The 16712-nt window shown below is 66.4% G+C and carries 16 protein-coding genes; 15 read left to right on the forward strand and 1 reads right to left on the reverse strand.

Annotated elements, in window-relative coordinates:
• Position 1 precedes the first annotated feature (1 nt).
• Genes hyfB through ACYQ6W_RS20300 form a run of 6 tightly spaced genes read left to right on the forward strand, consistent with a single transcriptional unit; the run spans position 2 to position 6964 of the window.
• Positions 2-1999, forward strand: a complete 1998-nt coding sequence (hyfB, locus tag ACYQ6W_RS20275; RefSeq protein ID WP_459677856.1) for a hydrogenase 4 subunit B — start codon at positions 2-4, stop codon at positions 1997-1999.
• A complete protein-coding gene (locus ACYQ6W_RS20280) occupies positions 1996-2970 on the forward strand; it encodes a respiratory chain complex I subunit 1 family protein (protein ID WP_459677857.1) in 975 nt (324 codons plus the stop codon). The genes hyfB and ACYQ6W_RS20280 overlap by 4 nt, the downstream gene beginning before the upstream one ends.
• Positions 2967-3632 (forward strand): hydrogenase-4 component E, encoded by a 666-nt coding sequence (locus tag ACYQ6W_RS20285; RefSeq protein WP_459677859.1) that lies wholly within the window; start codon positions 2967-2969, stop codon positions 3630-3632. Before ACYQ6W_RS20280 ends, ACYQ6W_RS20285 begins: the two co-directional genes overlap by 4 nt.
• Positions 3629-5068 carry a hydrogenase 4 subunit F gene (locus ACYQ6W_RS20290; protein WP_459677860.1) on the forward strand — a complete coding sequence of 480 codons (1440 nt, stop codon included), beginning with the start codon at positions 3629-3631 and terminating at the stop codon, positions 5066-5068. The genes ACYQ6W_RS20285 and ACYQ6W_RS20290 overlap by 4 nt, the downstream gene beginning before the upstream one ends.
• On the forward strand, positions 5065-6447 hold the full coding sequence (locus ACYQ6W_RS20295; RefSeq protein WP_459677861.1) for a hydrogenase large subunit: 1383 nt from the start codon (positions 5065-5067) through the stop codon (positions 6445-6447). The genes ACYQ6W_RS20290 and ACYQ6W_RS20295 overlap by 4 nt, the downstream gene beginning before the upstream one ends.
• A gap of 10 nt (positions 6448-6457) precedes the next feature.
• The gene (locus tag ACYQ6W_RS20300) at positions 6458-6964 is read left to right on the forward strand and encodes an NADH-quinone oxidoreductase subunit B family protein (protein WP_459677863.1); all 507 of its coding nucleotides are present in this window, start codon (positions 6458-6460) and stop codon (positions 6962-6964) included.
• Here the strand turns inward: ACYQ6W_RS20300 and ACYQ6W_RS20305 are convergent.
• Positions 6961-8148: a TDT family transporter gene (locus ACYQ6W_RS20305; RefSeq protein ID WP_459677865.1), complete on the reverse strand. Its 1188-nt coding sequence runs from the start codon at positions 8146-8148 to the stop codon at positions 6961-6963. The genes ACYQ6W_RS20300 and ACYQ6W_RS20305 overlap by 4 nt on opposite strands.
• A 193-nt stretch (positions 8149-8341) precedes the next feature.
• Between ACYQ6W_RS20305 and ACYQ6W_RS20310 the strand changes: the two genes are divergently transcribed.
• From ACYQ6W_RS20310 to ACYQ6W_RS20350, 9 genes are all read left to right on the forward strand, one after another.
• The gene (locus ACYQ6W_RS20310; protein WP_459677884.1) at positions 8342-8746 is read left to right on the forward strand and encodes a response regulator; all 405 of its coding nucleotides are present in this window, start codon (positions 8342-8344) and stop codon (positions 8744-8746) included.
• Positions 8747-9042: 296 nt separating this feature from the next.
• Entirely contained in the window at positions 9043-10194 is a 1152-nt protein-coding gene (locus ACYQ6W_RS20315; protein ID WP_459677866.1) for a branched-chain amino acid ABC transporter substrate-binding protein, read from the forward strand.
• A 31-nt stretch (positions 10195-10225) separates the two neighbouring features.
• A complete protein-coding gene (locus ACYQ6W_RS20320; protein WP_459677867.1) occupies positions 10226-11125 on the forward strand; it encodes a branched-chain amino acid ABC transporter permease in 900 nt (299 codons plus the stop codon).
• A gap of 1 nt (position 11126) precedes the next feature.
• On the forward strand, positions 11127-12941 hold the full coding sequence (locus ACYQ6W_RS20325) for a branched-chain amino acid ABC transporter ATP-binding protein/permease (protein WP_459677868.1): 1815 nt from the start codon (positions 11127-11129) through the stop codon (positions 12939-12941).
• The gene (locus ACYQ6W_RS20330; protein WP_459677869.1) at positions 12938-13660 is read left to right on the forward strand and encodes an ABC transporter ATP-binding protein; all 723 of its coding nucleotides are present in this window, start codon (positions 12938-12940) and stop codon (positions 13658-13660) included. The genes ACYQ6W_RS20325 and ACYQ6W_RS20330 overlap by 4 nt, the downstream gene beginning before the upstream one ends.
• A 46-nt stretch (positions 13661-13706) precedes the next feature.
• Positions 13707-14669 (forward strand): acetylxylan esterase, encoded by a 963-nt coding sequence (locus ACYQ6W_RS20335; protein ID WP_459677870.1) that lies wholly within the window; start codon positions 13707-13709, stop codon positions 14667-14669.
• Entirely contained in the window at positions 14666-15394 is a 729-nt protein-coding gene (locus ACYQ6W_RS20340) for an esterase family protein (RefSeq protein WP_459677872.1), read from the forward strand. The genes ACYQ6W_RS20335 and ACYQ6W_RS20340 overlap by 4 nt, the downstream gene beginning before the upstream one ends.
• 51 nt (positions 15395-15445) lie before the next feature.
• Positions 15446-15943, forward strand: a complete 498-nt coding sequence (locus ACYQ6W_RS20345; RefSeq protein ID WP_459677873.1) for a CinA family protein — start codon at positions 15446-15448, stop codon at positions 15941-15943.
• A 200-nt stretch (positions 15944-16143) separates the two neighbouring features.
• A partial coding sequence (locus tag ACYQ6W_RS20350; RefSeq protein ID WP_459677875.1) for an AAA family ATPase occupies positions 16144-16712 on the forward strand: 569 nt, incomplete at its 3' end.

Below are 16712 nucleotides of genomic sequence, written 5' to 3' on the forward strand. Positions count from 1 at the left end.
GATGATCGTCGCAGCGCTGGCCTTCTCCCTGCTGCTTCTGATCCTGGGCGTGACCGCCCCCGTTGTGCCACGGTGGCTGGGGGGACCTCTTGTCTATGGCGGCGCGGCGCTGGCTTCGGGAGTGCAGGTCGTGATCGGCCTCGCCGCCCTTGCGACGCCCGCATCCAGCCTTGGCGTACCGCTCGGGCCGCCGGGCCTCGGTGGCGAGTTCCGCCTCGATGCGCTCGCCGCCGCGTTTTTGTGCCTCATCAACCTCGGCGGTGTCGCCGCCAGCCTCTACGGCATCGGCTACGGGCGCCATAGCGAGACGCCGGAACGGGTTCTACCTTTCTTTCCGGCCTTTCTCGCGGCGATGAATCTCGTCGTCCTGGCGGGCGACGCCTACAGCTTTCTTTTTGCCTGGGAAGGAATGTCCCTCACCTCCTGGGCGCTCGTGATGTCCGATCATCGCGCGCGCGAGACGGCGCCGGCAGGCTTTCTGTACCTCGTCATGGCGAGCGGCGGCACGCTCGCGCTGCTCCTCGGCTTCGGCCTGCTCATGGCAGTGGCCGGCGGCTCCAGCTTCGCGGCGATAGCGGCGCATCCGCCCGCGCCCGCCATCGCCGCCGCCGTTCTGCTGCTGGCTCTGATCGGCACGGGCTCGAAAGCGGGGCTCGTGCCCCTGCACGCCTGGCTGCCGCTCGCTCATCCCGCAGCGCCGAGCCACGTTTCGGCGCTGATGAGCGGCGTGATGACCAAGGTCGCCATCTACGCCTTTCTCCGCATCGCCTTCACGCTAGTCGGGCCACCCGCCTGGTGGTGGGGCGTGCCCGCCCTGCTGCTCGGCGGCATCACCGCCGTGATGGGCATGCTCTATGCGCTGCTCGAGACCGATCTGAAGCGAATCCTTGCCTACAGCACCATCGAGAACATCGGCATCGTCTTCGTAGCACTCGGCCTCGCCCTCGCCTTCGCGGCGAACGAGCAGCCGGGTGCAGCCGCGCTTGCCGTCACCGCCGGGCTACTCCACGCCTTCAGCCACATGCTGTGCAAGACGACGCTGTTCTTCGGCGCGGGCAATCTGGGCCTCGCCACCGGCCTGCGCGACATCGAGCGCCTCGGCGGCCTCCTGCAACGGCTGCCGCGTACCGGCCTCGCCTTTCTTGGCGCGAGCCTTGCCATCGCCGCCCTGCCTCCCTTCGGCGGCTTCGTCTCCGAATGGCTGGTGTTTCAGAGCATTCTCATCAGCCCGCATCTCGACCGCATGGGATTGAGACTGCTGGTACCAGCGATCGGCGTGCTGCTGGCTCTGGCCGCCGCGCTCGCCGCCGCCTGCTTCCTGCGTGCCTTCGGCATTCCCTTTCTCGGCCGGCCGCGCAGCGAAGCCGCCGCCCAGGCCCACGAGGTCTCTCCCTGGTGCACCGGCCCCATGCTGGGCGGCGCTGCGCTGTGTCTCGCCACCGGCCTCTTTCCCGGGCCCGTGATCGATGCGCTGCGCCCCGTGACGATGCTGCTGACGGGCGGGCGGATGCCGCCGCAAAGCACCGGGATCCTTTTCTCCATTACGCCGATTTCAGCCAGCCGCAGTTCCTATAACGGCCTCGTCCTCGCGCTCTTCCTGGCGGCCTCAGCGTTGCTCACCGCCTGGGCGGTGCATCGCTTCGGCAGCCGCGCGCTGCGGCGTGCGCCCGCCTGGGGCTGCGGCGCACCGGCGGGCGGCGCCCAGACCCAGTATTCGGCGACGAGTCTCGCTCAGCCGCTGCGCCGGGTCTTCGCCACCCTGCCCTTCGCCGCCTCGACAGAGGTTCGTTGGCCGCCACCGGGAGATCCGGCTGCGGCCGGTCTGCGCAACACCCATCGCGATCCCATATGGGCTGTCTGCTACGCGCCCATCGGCCGCGCGGTGCGCTTTGTCGCACGCCAGCTCAACCGCCTGCAGTTCCTGACCATCCGCAGCTATCTGAGCTTCGTCTTCGCAACGCTGGTGCTGCTGCTGGCCGCGCTCGCGGTGCGCGGATGAGCGTGCTCGCCATGCTCGGTAACGAAGGCAGCAAGCTGCTGCTGCAACTGGGGCAGGTGGCGCTCGTCGTCATCATCGCGCCGGCCGTAACCGGTCTCATCCGCCGCGTGAAGGCGCGGCTGCAGCGCCGCCGCGGACCGGCGATCCTGCAGCCCTATCGCGATCTGCGCCGCCTGCTCGCCAAGGAAGCGGTGGTGGGGGAGACAACCTCCTGGCTCACCCGCGCCGCGCCCTACGCCGTCTTCGCCGCCACCTGGGTTGCCGCAGCGCTGGTGCCCACCTTCCAGATTCGCCTGATGTTCAGCTGGTCCGGCGATGTGATCGCGATCGTCGCGCTCCTCGGCCTCGCGCGCTTCCTGCAAGCGGCGGCTGCCCTCGACGCCGGCACGGCCTTCGGCGGCATCGGCGCGAGCCGCGAGGTGATGATCGCCTCGCTCGCTGAACCTGCCATGATCATGGTCGTCTTCACCCTGTCTCTCGTCGCCGGCTCGACGCAGCTGTCGACCATGGCCCACACCATGGCGACCGCCGCAGGGCTGCGTCTCTCCATTGCCATGGCCCTGCTCGGCCTCGTCATCGTGGCCCTCGCCGAGAACACCCGCATCCCGATCGACAATCCGGCGACGCATCTCGAACTCACCATGGTGCATGAGGCGATGCTGCTGGATTACTCCGGCCGCCACCTCGCGATGATGGAGCTGGCCGCCAGCCTGCGCATGGTGCTCTACCTCTCCCTCATCGCCTGTATCTTCGCGCCCTTCGGTATCCTGACGGAGGAGAGTTCGCCCATCGCCCTGCTGCTCGCGCTGCTCGCCTATGGCGGCAAACTCGCCTGCGCCTGCGTGTTGCTCGCCATCTTCGAGATGGCGACGGCCAAGATGCGCCTGTTCCGGGTACCCAACCTTCTCGGCATTGCGCTGATGCTCGGCCTGCTCGGCACGCTGCTGCTTTTCGTCACGGAGGGGCTATGACGGCGAGCCTTCCCCTCGATCTCGCGCATCTGCTAGCAGGCTCCCTGGTGCTCGCGAGCTTCGCCATGCTCTATCAGGACCGGCTGCTGCCGCTGGTCAACACGCTGTCCCTGCACTCGCTCCTCCTCGGCCTGTCGGTTGGGTGGCAAGCGCATATCCAGCAGACGCCAGAACTCTACGTCACGGCGGTGCTCGCGATCGGCCTCAAATGCATCCTCATCCCGATCGCGCTCCGACGTATGATCTGGCGTCTCGGCATCCACCGCGAGATCGAAGGCACGGTCGGCACCGGCATCGCCATGCTCATCGGCATCGGTCTCGTCGCCCTCTCGCTCGATCTCATGCTCAAGGTCACGGCAGGCTCCACCGCCCTGGTGCGCGAGGATGTCGCGCTTGCCCTCTCCGTCGTCCTGCTCGGCCTGCTGATGATGGTGACGCGGCGGAACGCCGTCAGCCAGGTCATCGGCTTCATGTCGCTCGAGAACGGGCTGGTGCTGGCGGGCACGGGCGCGCATGGCATGCCGCTCATCGTCGAGATCAGCATCGCCTTTTCCATCCTCATCGCCTTCATCGTCATTGGCATCTACCTCTTCCGCATTCGCGAGCGTTTCGACACCGTGGACGTGCAGACGATCGACCATTACCGCGGGGAGCATCCGTGATCTCCCTTTCCCTCGCTGGGCTGCTACTGACACCGCTATTGGCCGCCCCTCTGCTCGCCGCCCTACCGGGCCATCACCTCGCCGCGCGGCTCAACATCGCAGCCAGCGCGCTCGGCCTTGCTTGCGCACTGGCGCTGCTGAACGGTGCGAGCATGGTCTCCAATCTCTTCCTCATCGACCGGCTCAACACGATCTTTCTTATCCTCAACGCTTTCGTAGGCTTCACCAGCAGCGTGTTCAGCGCGGGCTACATCCGGCATGAGGTGGAGACGGGCCGGCTCACCGCCTCCGCGCTGCGGCTCTATCACGCGATGTTCCAGCTCATGCTCTTCGCCATGACCCTCGCGCTGTCGGCCAACAATATCGGGCTGATCTGGGTCGCGGTGGAGCTAGCAACGCTCGCGACGGTCATGATGGTCGGCATCTACCGCACCCATGCGGCGCTGGAAGCGGCCTGGAAATACTTTATCCTCGGCAGCGTCGGCATCGGCCTCGCGCTCTTCGGCACCATCCTCGTCTATCTGGCGGCCGTGCAGGCCCTGGGCGAAGGGATCGGCGCCATGGCCTGGAGTAATCTACAGGCCCATGCCGCCGCTCTCGACCCCGCCCTGCTCAACGTCGCTTTCGTCTTCCTGCTTCTCGGCTACGGCACCAAGACCGGCCTCGTGCCCATGCATGCCTGGCTGCCGGATGCCCATGCCGAGGGGCCGACGCCGGTCTCCGCCGTGCTCTCCGGCCTGCTGCTCAATGTCGCGCTCTATGCCCTGCTGCGCTTCAAGATGATCATGGCCGCGAATGCCGCGGCCATACAGCCCGGGCCGCTGATGATCCTCTTCGGTCTTGCCTCCGTCCTCTTCGCGGCGCTCATGCTGTACCGCCGGGGGGACATCAAACGGCTTTTCGCCTATTCCTCCATCGAGCAAATGGGCTTGATCACCTTCGCCTTCGGTCTCGGTGGGCCGCTCGGCAATCTCGCCGGCCTGCTACAGATGGTTCTGCACAGCCTCGTCAAATCCGCGATTTTCTTCTCGGTCGGGCAGATCGTGCAGGCGCGCGGCACGCAGAAGATCGAGGAGATCCGGGGCCTCACCGCAAGCACGCCGCTGCTCGGCTGGATGCTGGTGGCGGGTGTGGTGGCGATCGCCGGCCTGCCGCCTTTCGGCCTTTTCATGAGCGAATTCCTGTTGCTGAGTTCGAGCTTCGCCCGCGCGCCGGCGTTGGGGGCGCTCGCGGCCCTGGGTCTGCTGCTCGCCTTGGGCGCACTCCTGCGCCAACTCGGCGGTCTGGCTTTCGGGACGCCGAGTGGCAGCGGCACGCAGCCGCGCGCCAGCACCGCTCCGGCCCTGGCCCATCTCACGCTGGCCCTCGTCATGGGGCTCTTCCTGCCGGGCGCCATCGCAGTCTGGTTCCGCGCCGTCGCGGGCCTTCTCGGATGAGCCGGGAAGCGTGGCAGGCCGCGGGCGCCGCCCTCGCGGCCGGGCAATCGACCCTGCTGTCCGTGTGGGGTGAACCGGGCCAGGTGCACGTGGCCCTGCTGGATGAGGCCCAGCATCTCCACCTCCACGCCCTCGCCTGCCCGAATGGCCGATATCCCTCGCTCGGTCGCCTGCATGCTCCAGCGATGCTGCTCGAAAGAGCTACGGCCGATCTCTGGTCTCTGGAAGCGGAGGGCCTGCCTGATCCGCGTCCCTGGCTGCGACACGAAGGCACCTACGCTTTCTTGCCGGTGGAGGGCGCGCATCTCCATGTCGTACCGGTCGGGCCCGTGCATGCCGGCATCATCGAGCCCGGGCATTTTCGCTTCACCTGCGACGGAGAGACGATCGCACGGCTCGAAATCCGGCTCGGCTATGCCCATAAGGGTGTCGACCGTCTCTGGCACGGGGCAAGTCTTGACCGCGGCGCGCAACTGGCCGGCCGACGCTCGGGTGATTCCACCGTCGCCTATGCCTGGGGCTTCGCGGCCGCCGTGGAGGCAGCACTCGACATCGTCGTGCCGCCCCGCGCCCTCTGGCTGCGCGCCGTGATGGCGGAGTTGGAGCGGCTCGCCAACCACCTCGGCGATGTCGGCAGTATCTGCAATGATGCCGCTTTCGCCATCATGCTCGCCCATTGCTCGGTGCTGCGGGAACAGGTGCTGCGCGCGGCGGACTTCTGCTTCGGCCACCGGCTGATGATGGACCGCATTCGCCCCGGCGGCGTGACCGCCGACCTCGACGAAGCGGGCGTCGCGCGCCTGACGGCTCTGGTGCAGGAAACGCGGCGGCGCTTCCGCCCCTTGGTGGCGCTCTACGAGAAAACCGCATCGGTGCAAGACCGCACGCTCGGCACCGGCGTGCTGTCATCGGCGCTGGCGGCCCGCTTCGGCGCTGGCGGCGTCGTGGGCCGCGCATCCGGCCGCAGCTTCGACGCCCGCCGAGACCGCCCCTATGCGCCATATGACCAGCTCGAGTTCACCGTGCCGGTGATGAGCCAGGGCGACGTTCATGCGCGGATCTGGGTGCGTGTGGAGGAGGTCGAACAGTCTCTGCGGCTGCTCGAGCAGATGCTGCGGCAGATGCCATCGGGCACCATCATAACGCCCCTTCCGCAGTCTGACGCGACCGAGGGCACGGCTTTGATCGAAGGCTTCCGCGGCGACGTCTTCGCCTGGGTGCGGCTGGACGCGGAGGGCCGGCTCGATGCCTGCCATCTGCGCGATCCCTCCTGGTTCCACTGGCCTCTGCTGGAAGCCGCGATCGAGGGCAACATCATCGCGGACTTCCCGCTCTGCAACAAATCCTTCAACTGCGCCTATTCCGGCGTGGACCTCTGAGAGCGCCGGCATGCGCAAGACCCTTTTCGACAGTCTGATCCACCGGCCCTTCACCGAACCTCTGCCTGCGCCGGATGGGGAGTTGCGGGCGCTGGCGGCGGGCTTGCAAGGCGCGACCTCCCGGCGCCTCGGCCGCAGCCTCGCCATCCGCGTCGTTGATGCCGGATCCTGCAATGGCTGCGAACTCGAACTGAATGCGCTGAGCAATCCCTTTTATGATCTCGAACGTTGCGGGCTGAAGATCGTCGCATCGCCCCGCCATGCCGACATACTGCTGGTGACCGGGCCAGTGACGCGCAACATGGCGGCCGCCTTGCGCGCGACCTATGACGCGATGCCGGCGCCGAAATGGGTAGTCGCCTGCGGTGATTGCGCGACCTGCGGGGGCATTTTCGCAGAAAGCCCCGCCTGCCTTGGCGGGGTCGCGACGGTCTTGCCGGTGGATCTTGCTTTGCCGGGCTGTCCGCCGCCGCCCCGCCTGCTGCTTGCGGGGCTTCGGCAACTTCTGGAGCGTTAGACCGTATCGGCCTCGATATCCCGAGGGATCGCGCCGCGCACCAGGCAGGGGGAGACGAAGAGGCTGCCCCGCAGAACCCCCATCACCGTGCGCGTTGCGACCGTCAGCCACAGGCCCGCGAGAAGCAGGACGAAGCCGGCACCGATCACGGTAAATAAGGCGAGGCCGGTCTGATGCGCGAGCGCGAGGGTGGCCGCGGTATAGACGCCAAGCGGGAAGGTGAAGCCCCACCAGCCCAGGTTGAAAGGCATGCCCTCGACCCGCAGATAGCGCACCGTCGTCAGCACCGCGAGGCCGAACCACCAGAGACCGTAGCCCCAAAGCGCGACGCCGCCGATCAGCCCGAGCCCTTGGGCGACCATGCCGAGCGCCGGCAGGCCAACCGCCCCGGCGAGATGCGGTGCATCGGCGCCCAGCAGCAGCAGGCCCAGTGCGCCGGTGCCGATGGGCCCGAGCGCCAGACAGCCCGAGGCCGCCATGTCCCGGTGCGGCAATTTGTGGAGGACGAGACGCAGGAAGAGGATGACCAGCAGGCTCAGCGCCAACGGGACGGAATAGGCCCAGAGCGCGTAACTCAGCATCATCACGGTCAGCGCTTGCTGACCATTGCCGAGGAAGGGGATGAGTTGCGCGCCACTCGCGGCCGCCACTTCCGCCGCGACGATGGGCAGCAGCCAGACCGCCGTCATCCGTTCCATCGCATGGTCGTGCCGCGTGAACATCAGGAACGGAATGGCGAGGCCGCAGAGGAGGGACATCGCCACGTCCGCCCACCACAACGGCACCGCGACGCCGACCGCGAGACCCCGCCCGAACAGCGGAATGCCGAAGGCGAGGAAGCCGTTGATGATCGTGGCCAGCCCCATGGGAATAGCGCCGAAGAACATCGACATCACGGAATGGTCGAAAATGCGGCGCGCGCCGTCCGGAAACAGCGCCCAGCGCGCGGCATAGAACAGCGTGAAGACGGTGAAGAGGCCGATATTAAACAGCCAGAGTCCGGTGGCCACGGCATGCTGTCCCGCAAAGGGCAGCGGCCACTGGTTGAGGCAGAGCGCGAGGATGCCCGTGCCCATGGTGGCGGTGAACCAGTTCGGCGTGAACTGGCGGATGACCTCGCGCAGCCCCGCCTGTCGGATGGCCCAGTCGGGCAGGCTCGGCGCAGACAGAGTGCCATCAGACATGGCGACCTCCATTCGAATCGCTCGCACGCCGCGGAGAGTAAGCCCGGTCGACCCATCCATCCATGCGGACTTTCAGGTGTATTCAATCTTAAATCTCGATCAAAAGACGTCGGGTCCTTGGTAGCGCGGCATCGGCGCCTTGCGACTCCCTCCAACCCTCCCACATAGGATTCTCGATGCCCTCAGCGTGAGCATGATGCCAGCAGCCGAACTAGCGCCTCGGGAACAGCCGCAGACCATCCTCGTCGTCGAGGATGAGGTCCTCGTGCGCATGGTCATTGCAGATTATCTGCGGGACTGTGGCTACAGGGTCATCGAGGCTGGCAACGTGGCGGAAGCGCTGACGGTGCTGCAATCTTCAGAGACGGTGCACATCGTTTTCAGTGACGTGCAGATGCCGGGCGAGTTGGATGGCTTCGCCCTTGCGCGATGGGTCCGGCAGAACCAGCCGCAGGTGAAGGTGCTGCTCACCTCCGGCAATGCGAAGGCGGCCAAGACTGCGACCGACCTCTGCGAGGACGGCCCGGTGGAGTCAAAGCCCTACCAGCCGCAGACCGTACTCGACCGCATCAAGCGCCTGCTCGCCGAAAAGTCCTAAGGCCAGGACGACATCGCATCGAGGATCGCGTGGCGAACTCGAAACGTTTTTTAACACTCGTCCGCCGTCTCGGCGCGGCCTGGTCGTAAGCCGCATTCGTACGTCTGCGACGAAGTCCTTGTTCCATCACGCCATCTGCTCATCGCTCGCATTGACGCAGCCGGCGCATTCATGGTGCCATCCGCGCAGTTGAAGATGGACTGCCATGCTCGAGCATCATGGCCCACGCCTTGCATTGCTCTTCGCGAAGAGTGTCCTCGCCCTGCCCCAACCATGAACCGCCTCTGGAGATTTGCATGATCAAGCCGATCCTCTACGCCGGGCTTCCCCTGATGATGACTGTCGGTGCTGCCAGCGCTTTCGCCGCCGATACCATCAAGATCGGCGTCACCGTTCCTCTCTCTGGCCCCTATGCCGCGGCAGGCACGGATATCCTTCACGGCGCCGAGATGGCCGCGGCACAGATCAACGCCGCCGGCGGCGTGCTCGGCAAACAGCTCCAGATCGTCGGCGAAGATGACGGCTGCGATGCCCAGATGGGCGTGCAGGCCGCACAGAAGCTGGTCGATAGCGGCGTGCCCGTGGTCGCCGGCTCATACTGCTCGGGTGCCGCCTTGCCCGAACTCGTGACACTTCACCGCGCTGGCATTCCCTACGTGCTGGATGCCGCGACAAATCCCAAGCTGACCTCGATGGGCTTCGACACCGTCTTCCGCACCATCGGGCGCGACGACGAGCAAGGCCCCTTCGCGGCTGCTTTCATCGCCGACTATCTGCACGCGAAAAAGGCAGCGGTGATCGACGACAACACCACCTATTCCAAGGGCCTTGCCGAAAACACGGTGCAGGCGCTGAAGAAAGACGGCGTCGACGTCGTCTATTACGACGCGATTACGCCCGGCCAGATGGATTATTCCGCCGTCCTCACCCATGTCGCCGCGCTGAAGCCCGACGTGATCTACTACACCGGCTACTTCTCGGAAGCCGGGCTGCTGGCCAAGGAAGCGGCGGCGCTGCATCTCAAGCTTCAGATGATGGGCGGTGATTCCACCAATGATCCGACGCTGATCAAGACCGCCGGGCCGGGCGCGGAAGGCTGGATCGCGACCACCGCGCCGCTGCCGCAATTCCTCTCCGGCGCAAAGGACTTCGTTGACGCTTATACGAAGAAATACGGCCAGGCGCCGGGCCCCTATTCGGTCTACGAGTATGACGCGGTGGGGGTGGTCGCGAAGGCCATTGCCGATGCCAAGTCCGACAAGCCGGCAGACATCACCGCGGCCCTGCACCAGATCAAGGATTATCCGGGCATCACCGGCAAGATCACCTTCGACAAGCAGGGGGATCGCACGGTTGCCGTCTACATCACGGTCGTCGTCAAGAACGGTGCCTTCACGCCGGGCATGAAGCTGAATGCCGCCGGCCAGTGGGTCCCCGTGCAGCAATGAGATTGGGTCGCCGGTCGGGGCGCCCGCCGTCATGAGCGAATTTCTGCAACTCGTGATCGCCGGGCTCACGACCGGCTCCTTCTATGCGCTGATCGCCCTCGGCTACACGATAGTCTACGGCATCGTGCGCCTCATCAACTTCGCCCATGGCGACATCTTCATGGTCGGCGCCTTCGTCGGCTGGACGCTGCTGAGCGTGCTCGCGGCCAGCCACCTGCCCTGGGGCATCGGCCTCTTCCTCGCCGCCCTGCTCTCCATGCTCATCACCGGTGGGCTCGGCGTCGTGGTCGAGCGTTTCGCCTACCAGCCGCTGCTCGCGGCGCCGCCGCTCTCCATCCTCATCACAGCCCTCGGCGTCTCCCTCGCGCTGGAAAACGGCGTGCTTCTTCTCTTCGGCGCCGGCTTCAAGACCTATCCGCATCTGATCAGCATGGCGGGCTTTTCGATCGCCGGCGCGCAGATCAGCAACATCCAGGTCGGCATCATCATCCTGAGCTTCCTGTTGATGGGCGCCCTCTATCTCTTCGTACACCACACCTTCATCGGTACCGCGATGCGGGCGCTGGCGGTGGACCGGGATGCCGCGCGCCTCATGGGCATCAACGTCGAACGGGTGATCCAGATCACCTTCTTCCTCGGCTCCGCGCTCGCCGCCGCCGCGGGGGTGATGGAAGGGCTCTACTACACGCAGATCAGCTTCTTCATGGGCTTCCTCGTGGGCTTGCGCGCCTTCACTGCCGCCGTGCTGGGCGGTATCGGCAATATCCCCGGCGCCATGGTGGGGGGACTGATCATCGGCCTGCTCGAATCCTTCAGCGCGGGCTACGTCTCCTCGCGCTGGACGGACGTCATCGTCTTTCTCGTGCTGATCGGCACCCTCGTCGTCAAACCCACGGGCATCTTCGGCGAGCGTGTTGTGGAGCGCATGTGAGATGAAAGCCCAGGCCCTGAGCCCGCTTCGCACGGCGGGGATCGCGGCACTCCTGCTCGCCGCCATCCTGCCTTTCCTCTGCACGAACTACATCGTCAGCGTCGCCATCACCATCGTCACCTATGCGATCCTCGCGCTCGGGCTGAACATCGTCGTAGGCTATGCGGGCTTGCTCGATCTCGGCTTCGCCGCCTTCTTCGCGATCGGCGCCTATACCACCGCCCTGCTCGAGACCGATCTCGGCCTCACCTTCTGGGAGACGATTCCTCCGGCACTCGCCATCGCCGCCGTCGCGGGCATCATCATCGGCTACCCGACGCTGCGGCTGCGCAGCGACTATCTCGCCATCGTCACCCTCGGCTTTGGCGAAATTGTTCGCATCACCGTCACCAACCTCAACTTCACCGGCGGGCCGGACGGGCTTTACGGCATCAACCCGGCCGACGTGCTGGGCCATGATCTGACGGCGCCGAAAGCGGTCTATGCCCTGGGCCTCGTTTTCCTCGCCATCGTCCTGGTCTTCGTCCTGCGGCTTGGCCGCTCACGCCTCGGACGGGCCTGGACCAGCCTGCGCGAAGACGAGACGGCGGCTGAGGCCGTCGGCGTGCCCACGCTGCGCGTCAAGATGCTGGCCTATGTCATGGGCGCGCTGGTCGGTGGCCTCGGCGGTTGTCTCTTCGCCGCCCGCTTCGGCGCCATCGACCCGAGTTCCTTCACCTACGCCCAGTCGGTCTCCATCCTCATCGTCGTCGTGCTCGGCGGCCGCGGCTCCATCCCCGGCGTGCTGCTCGGCGCCATCATCGTGGCCGGCCTGCCGGAGGCACTGCGCTTCATCCACCTGTGGCGCGAATTCGTCTTCGCCATCGCCCTCATCCTGCTCATGCTGCTGCGCCCACAGGGGCTGTGGCCGGCGCGGCTGCGCCATATCGCCGCCCCCTCCGCCGACCGCGCCCATGCGACACCGCATGCAGCGCCTGCCGAGCTCATCGCCGAACGCGTGGCGGGCGAGGCGGAGACGCTGCTGGAGGCGCAGGGCATCAGCCGCGTCTTCGGCGGCCTCAAGGCGGTGAGCGATGTCAGCTTCCGCGTCCGCCGCGGCGAGATCCTCAGCATCATCGGGCCCAACGGCGCCGGCAAGACGACGGTCTTCAACTGCCTGACCGGCGTCATTCCGCCCTCCTCCGGCACCATCCTGTGGAATGACGCACCGCTGGAGAAACTGCCGCCCCATGCCGTGGTCGCCCGCGGCTTGGCCCGCACCTTCCAGGGCATCCGCCTCTTCGACAACATGACGGTCTTCGAGAACGTCCTCGTCGGCATGGACCACCGCTTCCGCCTGCCGGTCGCGGCCGAAGTGCTCGGTCTGCCCCGCGCCCGGCATGAGACGGCCGAGCACTACGCCGCCGGGCTGCGCTGGCTGGAATTCGTGGGCCTCAGCGGCCAGGCCGGCACCCGCGCGGGGGACCTCGCCTATGGCGACCAGCGGCGGCTGGAGATCGCCCGCGCGCTCGCCAGCCAGCCGCAGCTCCTGCTGCTGGACGAGCCCGCCGCCGGCATGAACCCGACCGAGAAGCAATCCCTCATGGGTCTCATCCGCGCCATCCGCGACCTCGGCACCACCGTGCTGCTCATCGAGCACGACATGCTGCTGGTCATGGGCGTGTCCGACCGCGTGATCGTCATGGATCGGGGACAGGTCATCGCTGATGGCGCACCCGAGGCGGTGCGCGCCCATCCACGCGTTATCGAAGCCTATCTCGGGCGGGACGAGGAGGAAGAGGAAGACGCGATGGCAACGCTCGGAGCGCCCGCATGAGCCTGCTCACTGTCGAACGCCTGCGTGTCGGCTACGGCAAGGTGGAGGTGCTGCACGGCATCGGCCTCACCGTGGGCCCGGGCGAGATCGTCGCCCTGCTCGGCAGCAACGGCGCCGGCAAGACGACGACGCTGCGCGCCCTCTCCGGGCTGGAACCCGTCCGCGGCGGCACCGTGACCTTCGGGGGACAGGTCATCTCCGGCCTGCCCGCCCACCGGATCGCATCCCTCGGCCTCGCCCATGTGCCCGAGCGGCGGCGGCTCTTCGCGCCGCTCACCGTGGAGGAGAACCTCAAGCTCGGCGGCTATCTCATCCGCGGCCAGCACGCCGAGCTGAAGCGCCGCATGGAGGCGCAGTACGCGCTTTTCCCGCGCCTGCGCGAACGCCGGCTGCAACTCGCCGGCACGCTGTCGGGCGGGGAGCAGCAGATGGTGGCGATCGCCCGCGCGCTGATCCTGCAGCCCAAGCTGCTGGTGTTGGACGAGCCTTCGATGGGCCTCGCCCCCCTCGTGGTGCGCGCCATCTTCGCCATCCTCCGTCAGTTGCGGGCCCAGGGCATGGGCATCCTGCTGGTGGAGCAGAATGCCCGGCAGACGCTCAAGATTTCGGACCGCGCCTTCGTCCTGGAAAGCGGCACCATCCTGCTCGCGGGGCCTGCCGCCGATCTCGCCCGCGATGCGCGGGTGCAGGCGGCCTATCTCGGCGGCGCCGCGGCCTGAAAGCCGCGGTGGCGCGGGGCGGCGTCCTGCGCCACAAGCGGACGTCATGAGCATCCCGACCGCGCACCCTTACGCCTTCGACCCCAGCTGCGGCATGACGCTCGCCGCCCTGCAGGCGCTTGCGCCGCCGCCCGCGCCACCAGGTTTCGAGGCCTTCTGGCAGGCGCAGTATGCCGCCGCCCACGCGCTCGATCCCAGGCCCGCGCTGCGCGACAGCCCGCTCGCCCATCCGGATTGGATCGTGCAGGAAATCACCTATCGCTCGGCCAGAGATTTTCCGATCGGCGGCTGGCTGCTGCGCCCCCGCCAAGGGCGCGTGCGGCGCGGCCTCGTCATCGGCCACGGCTATGGCGGGCGGGAGGCGCCGGATTTCGACATGCCCGTGCGGGAAACGGCGCTGCTCTTCCCCTGCTTCCGTGGCCTCTCCCGCAGCGCGCAGCCGCCGATCTCGACCGATCCGCAATGGCATGTGCTGCACGACATCGACAAGCGGGACCGCTACATCCTGGCCGGCTGCGCGGCCGATCTCTGGACCGGCGTTTCCGTGCTGAGCGGACTGTTCCCCGGCCTCACCGGCATCGGCTATGCCGGCATCAGTCTCGGCGGCGGCATCGGCGCGCTCGCCGCGCCCTGGGATGCGCGGATCGACCGGGTGCATCTCGAAGTGCCGACCTTCGGCGCCATGCCGCTCTGGCTGACGCTGCCGACGGTGGGCAGCGCCGCTGCCGTGCAGCGCTATGCGGCAGCGCATCCGGAGGTGATCGAGACCCTGCGCTTCTACGATGCCGCGACCGCCGCGACGCACCTGACCGTGCCGAGCCTGATCGCCCCGGCGCGCTTTGACCCTGCCGTCGCGCCGCCCTGCCAGTTCACCATCGCCAATGCCTGCGCCGGTCATGATCATCACGAAACCTTCGTGCTAGATGCCGGGCATTTCGACTATCCGGACATGGCGGCGCAGCATGCGCGGCTCCGGTGCAAGGTCAGGCAGTTTTTCGAGGCGGCATGAGGCGAGACTACCGGCGGTGGTACAGTCCACGGCTGCAGCGGGAGATGGAGCTGCTGATCTTCGGCCATGGCGGCGCCAAGGTGCTGATGTTCCCCACGCGCGAGGGCCGCTTCTGGGAATATGAGCAGCTGCGCGTGGTGGGCGCGCTCGCCGAGAAGGTGACGGCCGGCCATCTCCAGCTTTTCTGCATCGAAGGACTGGCGCAGGAGAGTTTCTATGACCGCGCGCGCCCGCCGGTCGAGCGGCTGCGCCGCCAGGCGGCGCTCGAAGACTATGTGCTGCACGAAGTTCTGCCGCTCATGGCCTGGATGAACGGGCATGACTGCACCATCGCCATGGGCTGCAGCCTGGGCGCCTATCAGGCGGCCTCCCTCGCCTTCCGCCACCCGCATCTCTTCCGCAAGCTCGCGGCCTTTTCCGGCCGCTACGATCTCACCCTTTCCGTCGAGCATTTCGGCGATCTGCTGGACGGGCATTACGATCAGGACGTCTATTTCCACACCCCGACGCATTTCCTGCCCAATCTCGATTGCGCCTGGCGGCTGGACCGGCTGCGCGCCATGGACATCGTGCTGACCATCGGGCGGGAGGACCCTTTCCTCGACAACAACCGCGCGCTCAGCCAGGTACTGGGGCAGAAGCAGGTAGGCCACCAGCTGCATGTCTGGGAGGGGCGCGCCCATCGCGGCAGCGCCTGGCGCGCCATGGCGGCCCTCTACGTCTGAGGCTTGACCGGCCCCGCCGCCCCGGCTCTGCTGGCGCGGAAGGAGACGCGCATGGACCAGCTTCTGCCCTTGGCCGAGACGGTGGGCCGCCTGCTGAAAGAGCGGGGCGAGACCATTGGCATTGCCGAATCCTCGGCCGGCGGGTTGATTGCCGCTGCCCTTCTCGCCCAAGGCGGCGCCAGCGCTTATTTCAAGGGTGGCGGTGTCATCTATACCGGCGAGGCGCGGCAGGGGCTGCTCGGCCTGCCGACGCCGCTGCCCGCGCCGGTCGAGCGCCCGGCGACCGAGGCCTATGCGCTGCTGCTCGCCGAGACGGTGCGCACGCGCCTCGGCGCCGTCTGGGGCCTGGGCGAGAGCGGCGCCACCGGCCCCACCGGCAATCGTTACGGGGACGCGCCGGGCCATAGCTGCATCGCGATCGCGGGCCCCGTTTCGAAGACGATCACGATCGAGACCGGCACGGCCGACCGGGTGGCCAATATGCGGGCCTTCGCCGAAGCGGCGCTGCGGTTGCTGGCGGAGGGGGTGGGGGTGGGGACGCCTCCGTAGATACCGACTATCGATACCCAACAAGCTGCCATTCTCTCGGCGGAGCTACACAGATGCGGGCGCTACCGTCAGTCTGCCTGCTCAAACATCGATACTAGCCATTTCCGACAAAGCGCTCCAAGATCGGCCAAATACTTGACGATTTAAAACGTAGGGGCAATGATGAGCGCAATTCCCACTGCGCGCCCTTGGAAATTATAATGAAAATAGAACAAGTAAAAATCGACAATTTTAAGAAAATCAGCAGCGCTGTAATATCCCTTAACTCTGTAAATTATCTTGTTGGCGGAAACAACGCAGGAAAGAGTAGCATTCTACAAGCGATACATATGGCTGTTTCGTGCGCAAAACTCTCGGCCGAGAGGGGAGAAACCGTTGTCCCTGAATCGGAGGTGCGCTATTCCCCAACATCCGAATTCACCTCGCTGGGACATTCTGCCCCGTATGAAAATGGTAAAGACGGCTCTCGAGGTCGAGTAGAATTTATTGGAAAAACAGTTGACGATGCGGTCGCGAGCTATCGCATAGAAATTTACAAAGGCCGCAATTACGGTAACGTCGGGGTTGAGCGGACAGGAGTATACACAAATTTCGGACAGGTTATTGTTGATCCAAAAAAGCTGTTCTCAGTATATGTTCCCGGCATATCGGGAATACCCCATCGCGAAGAATATAAGAGGCCATTTCGAATCGATAGATCAACGGGCCAGCCGTCGCAGCAGGATGACGGTGGCAGCGGCGTAGAGAAAGGCTTCGACGCTCTCGATCG

The organism is Acidisoma sp. 7E03 (assembly GCF_054665075.1).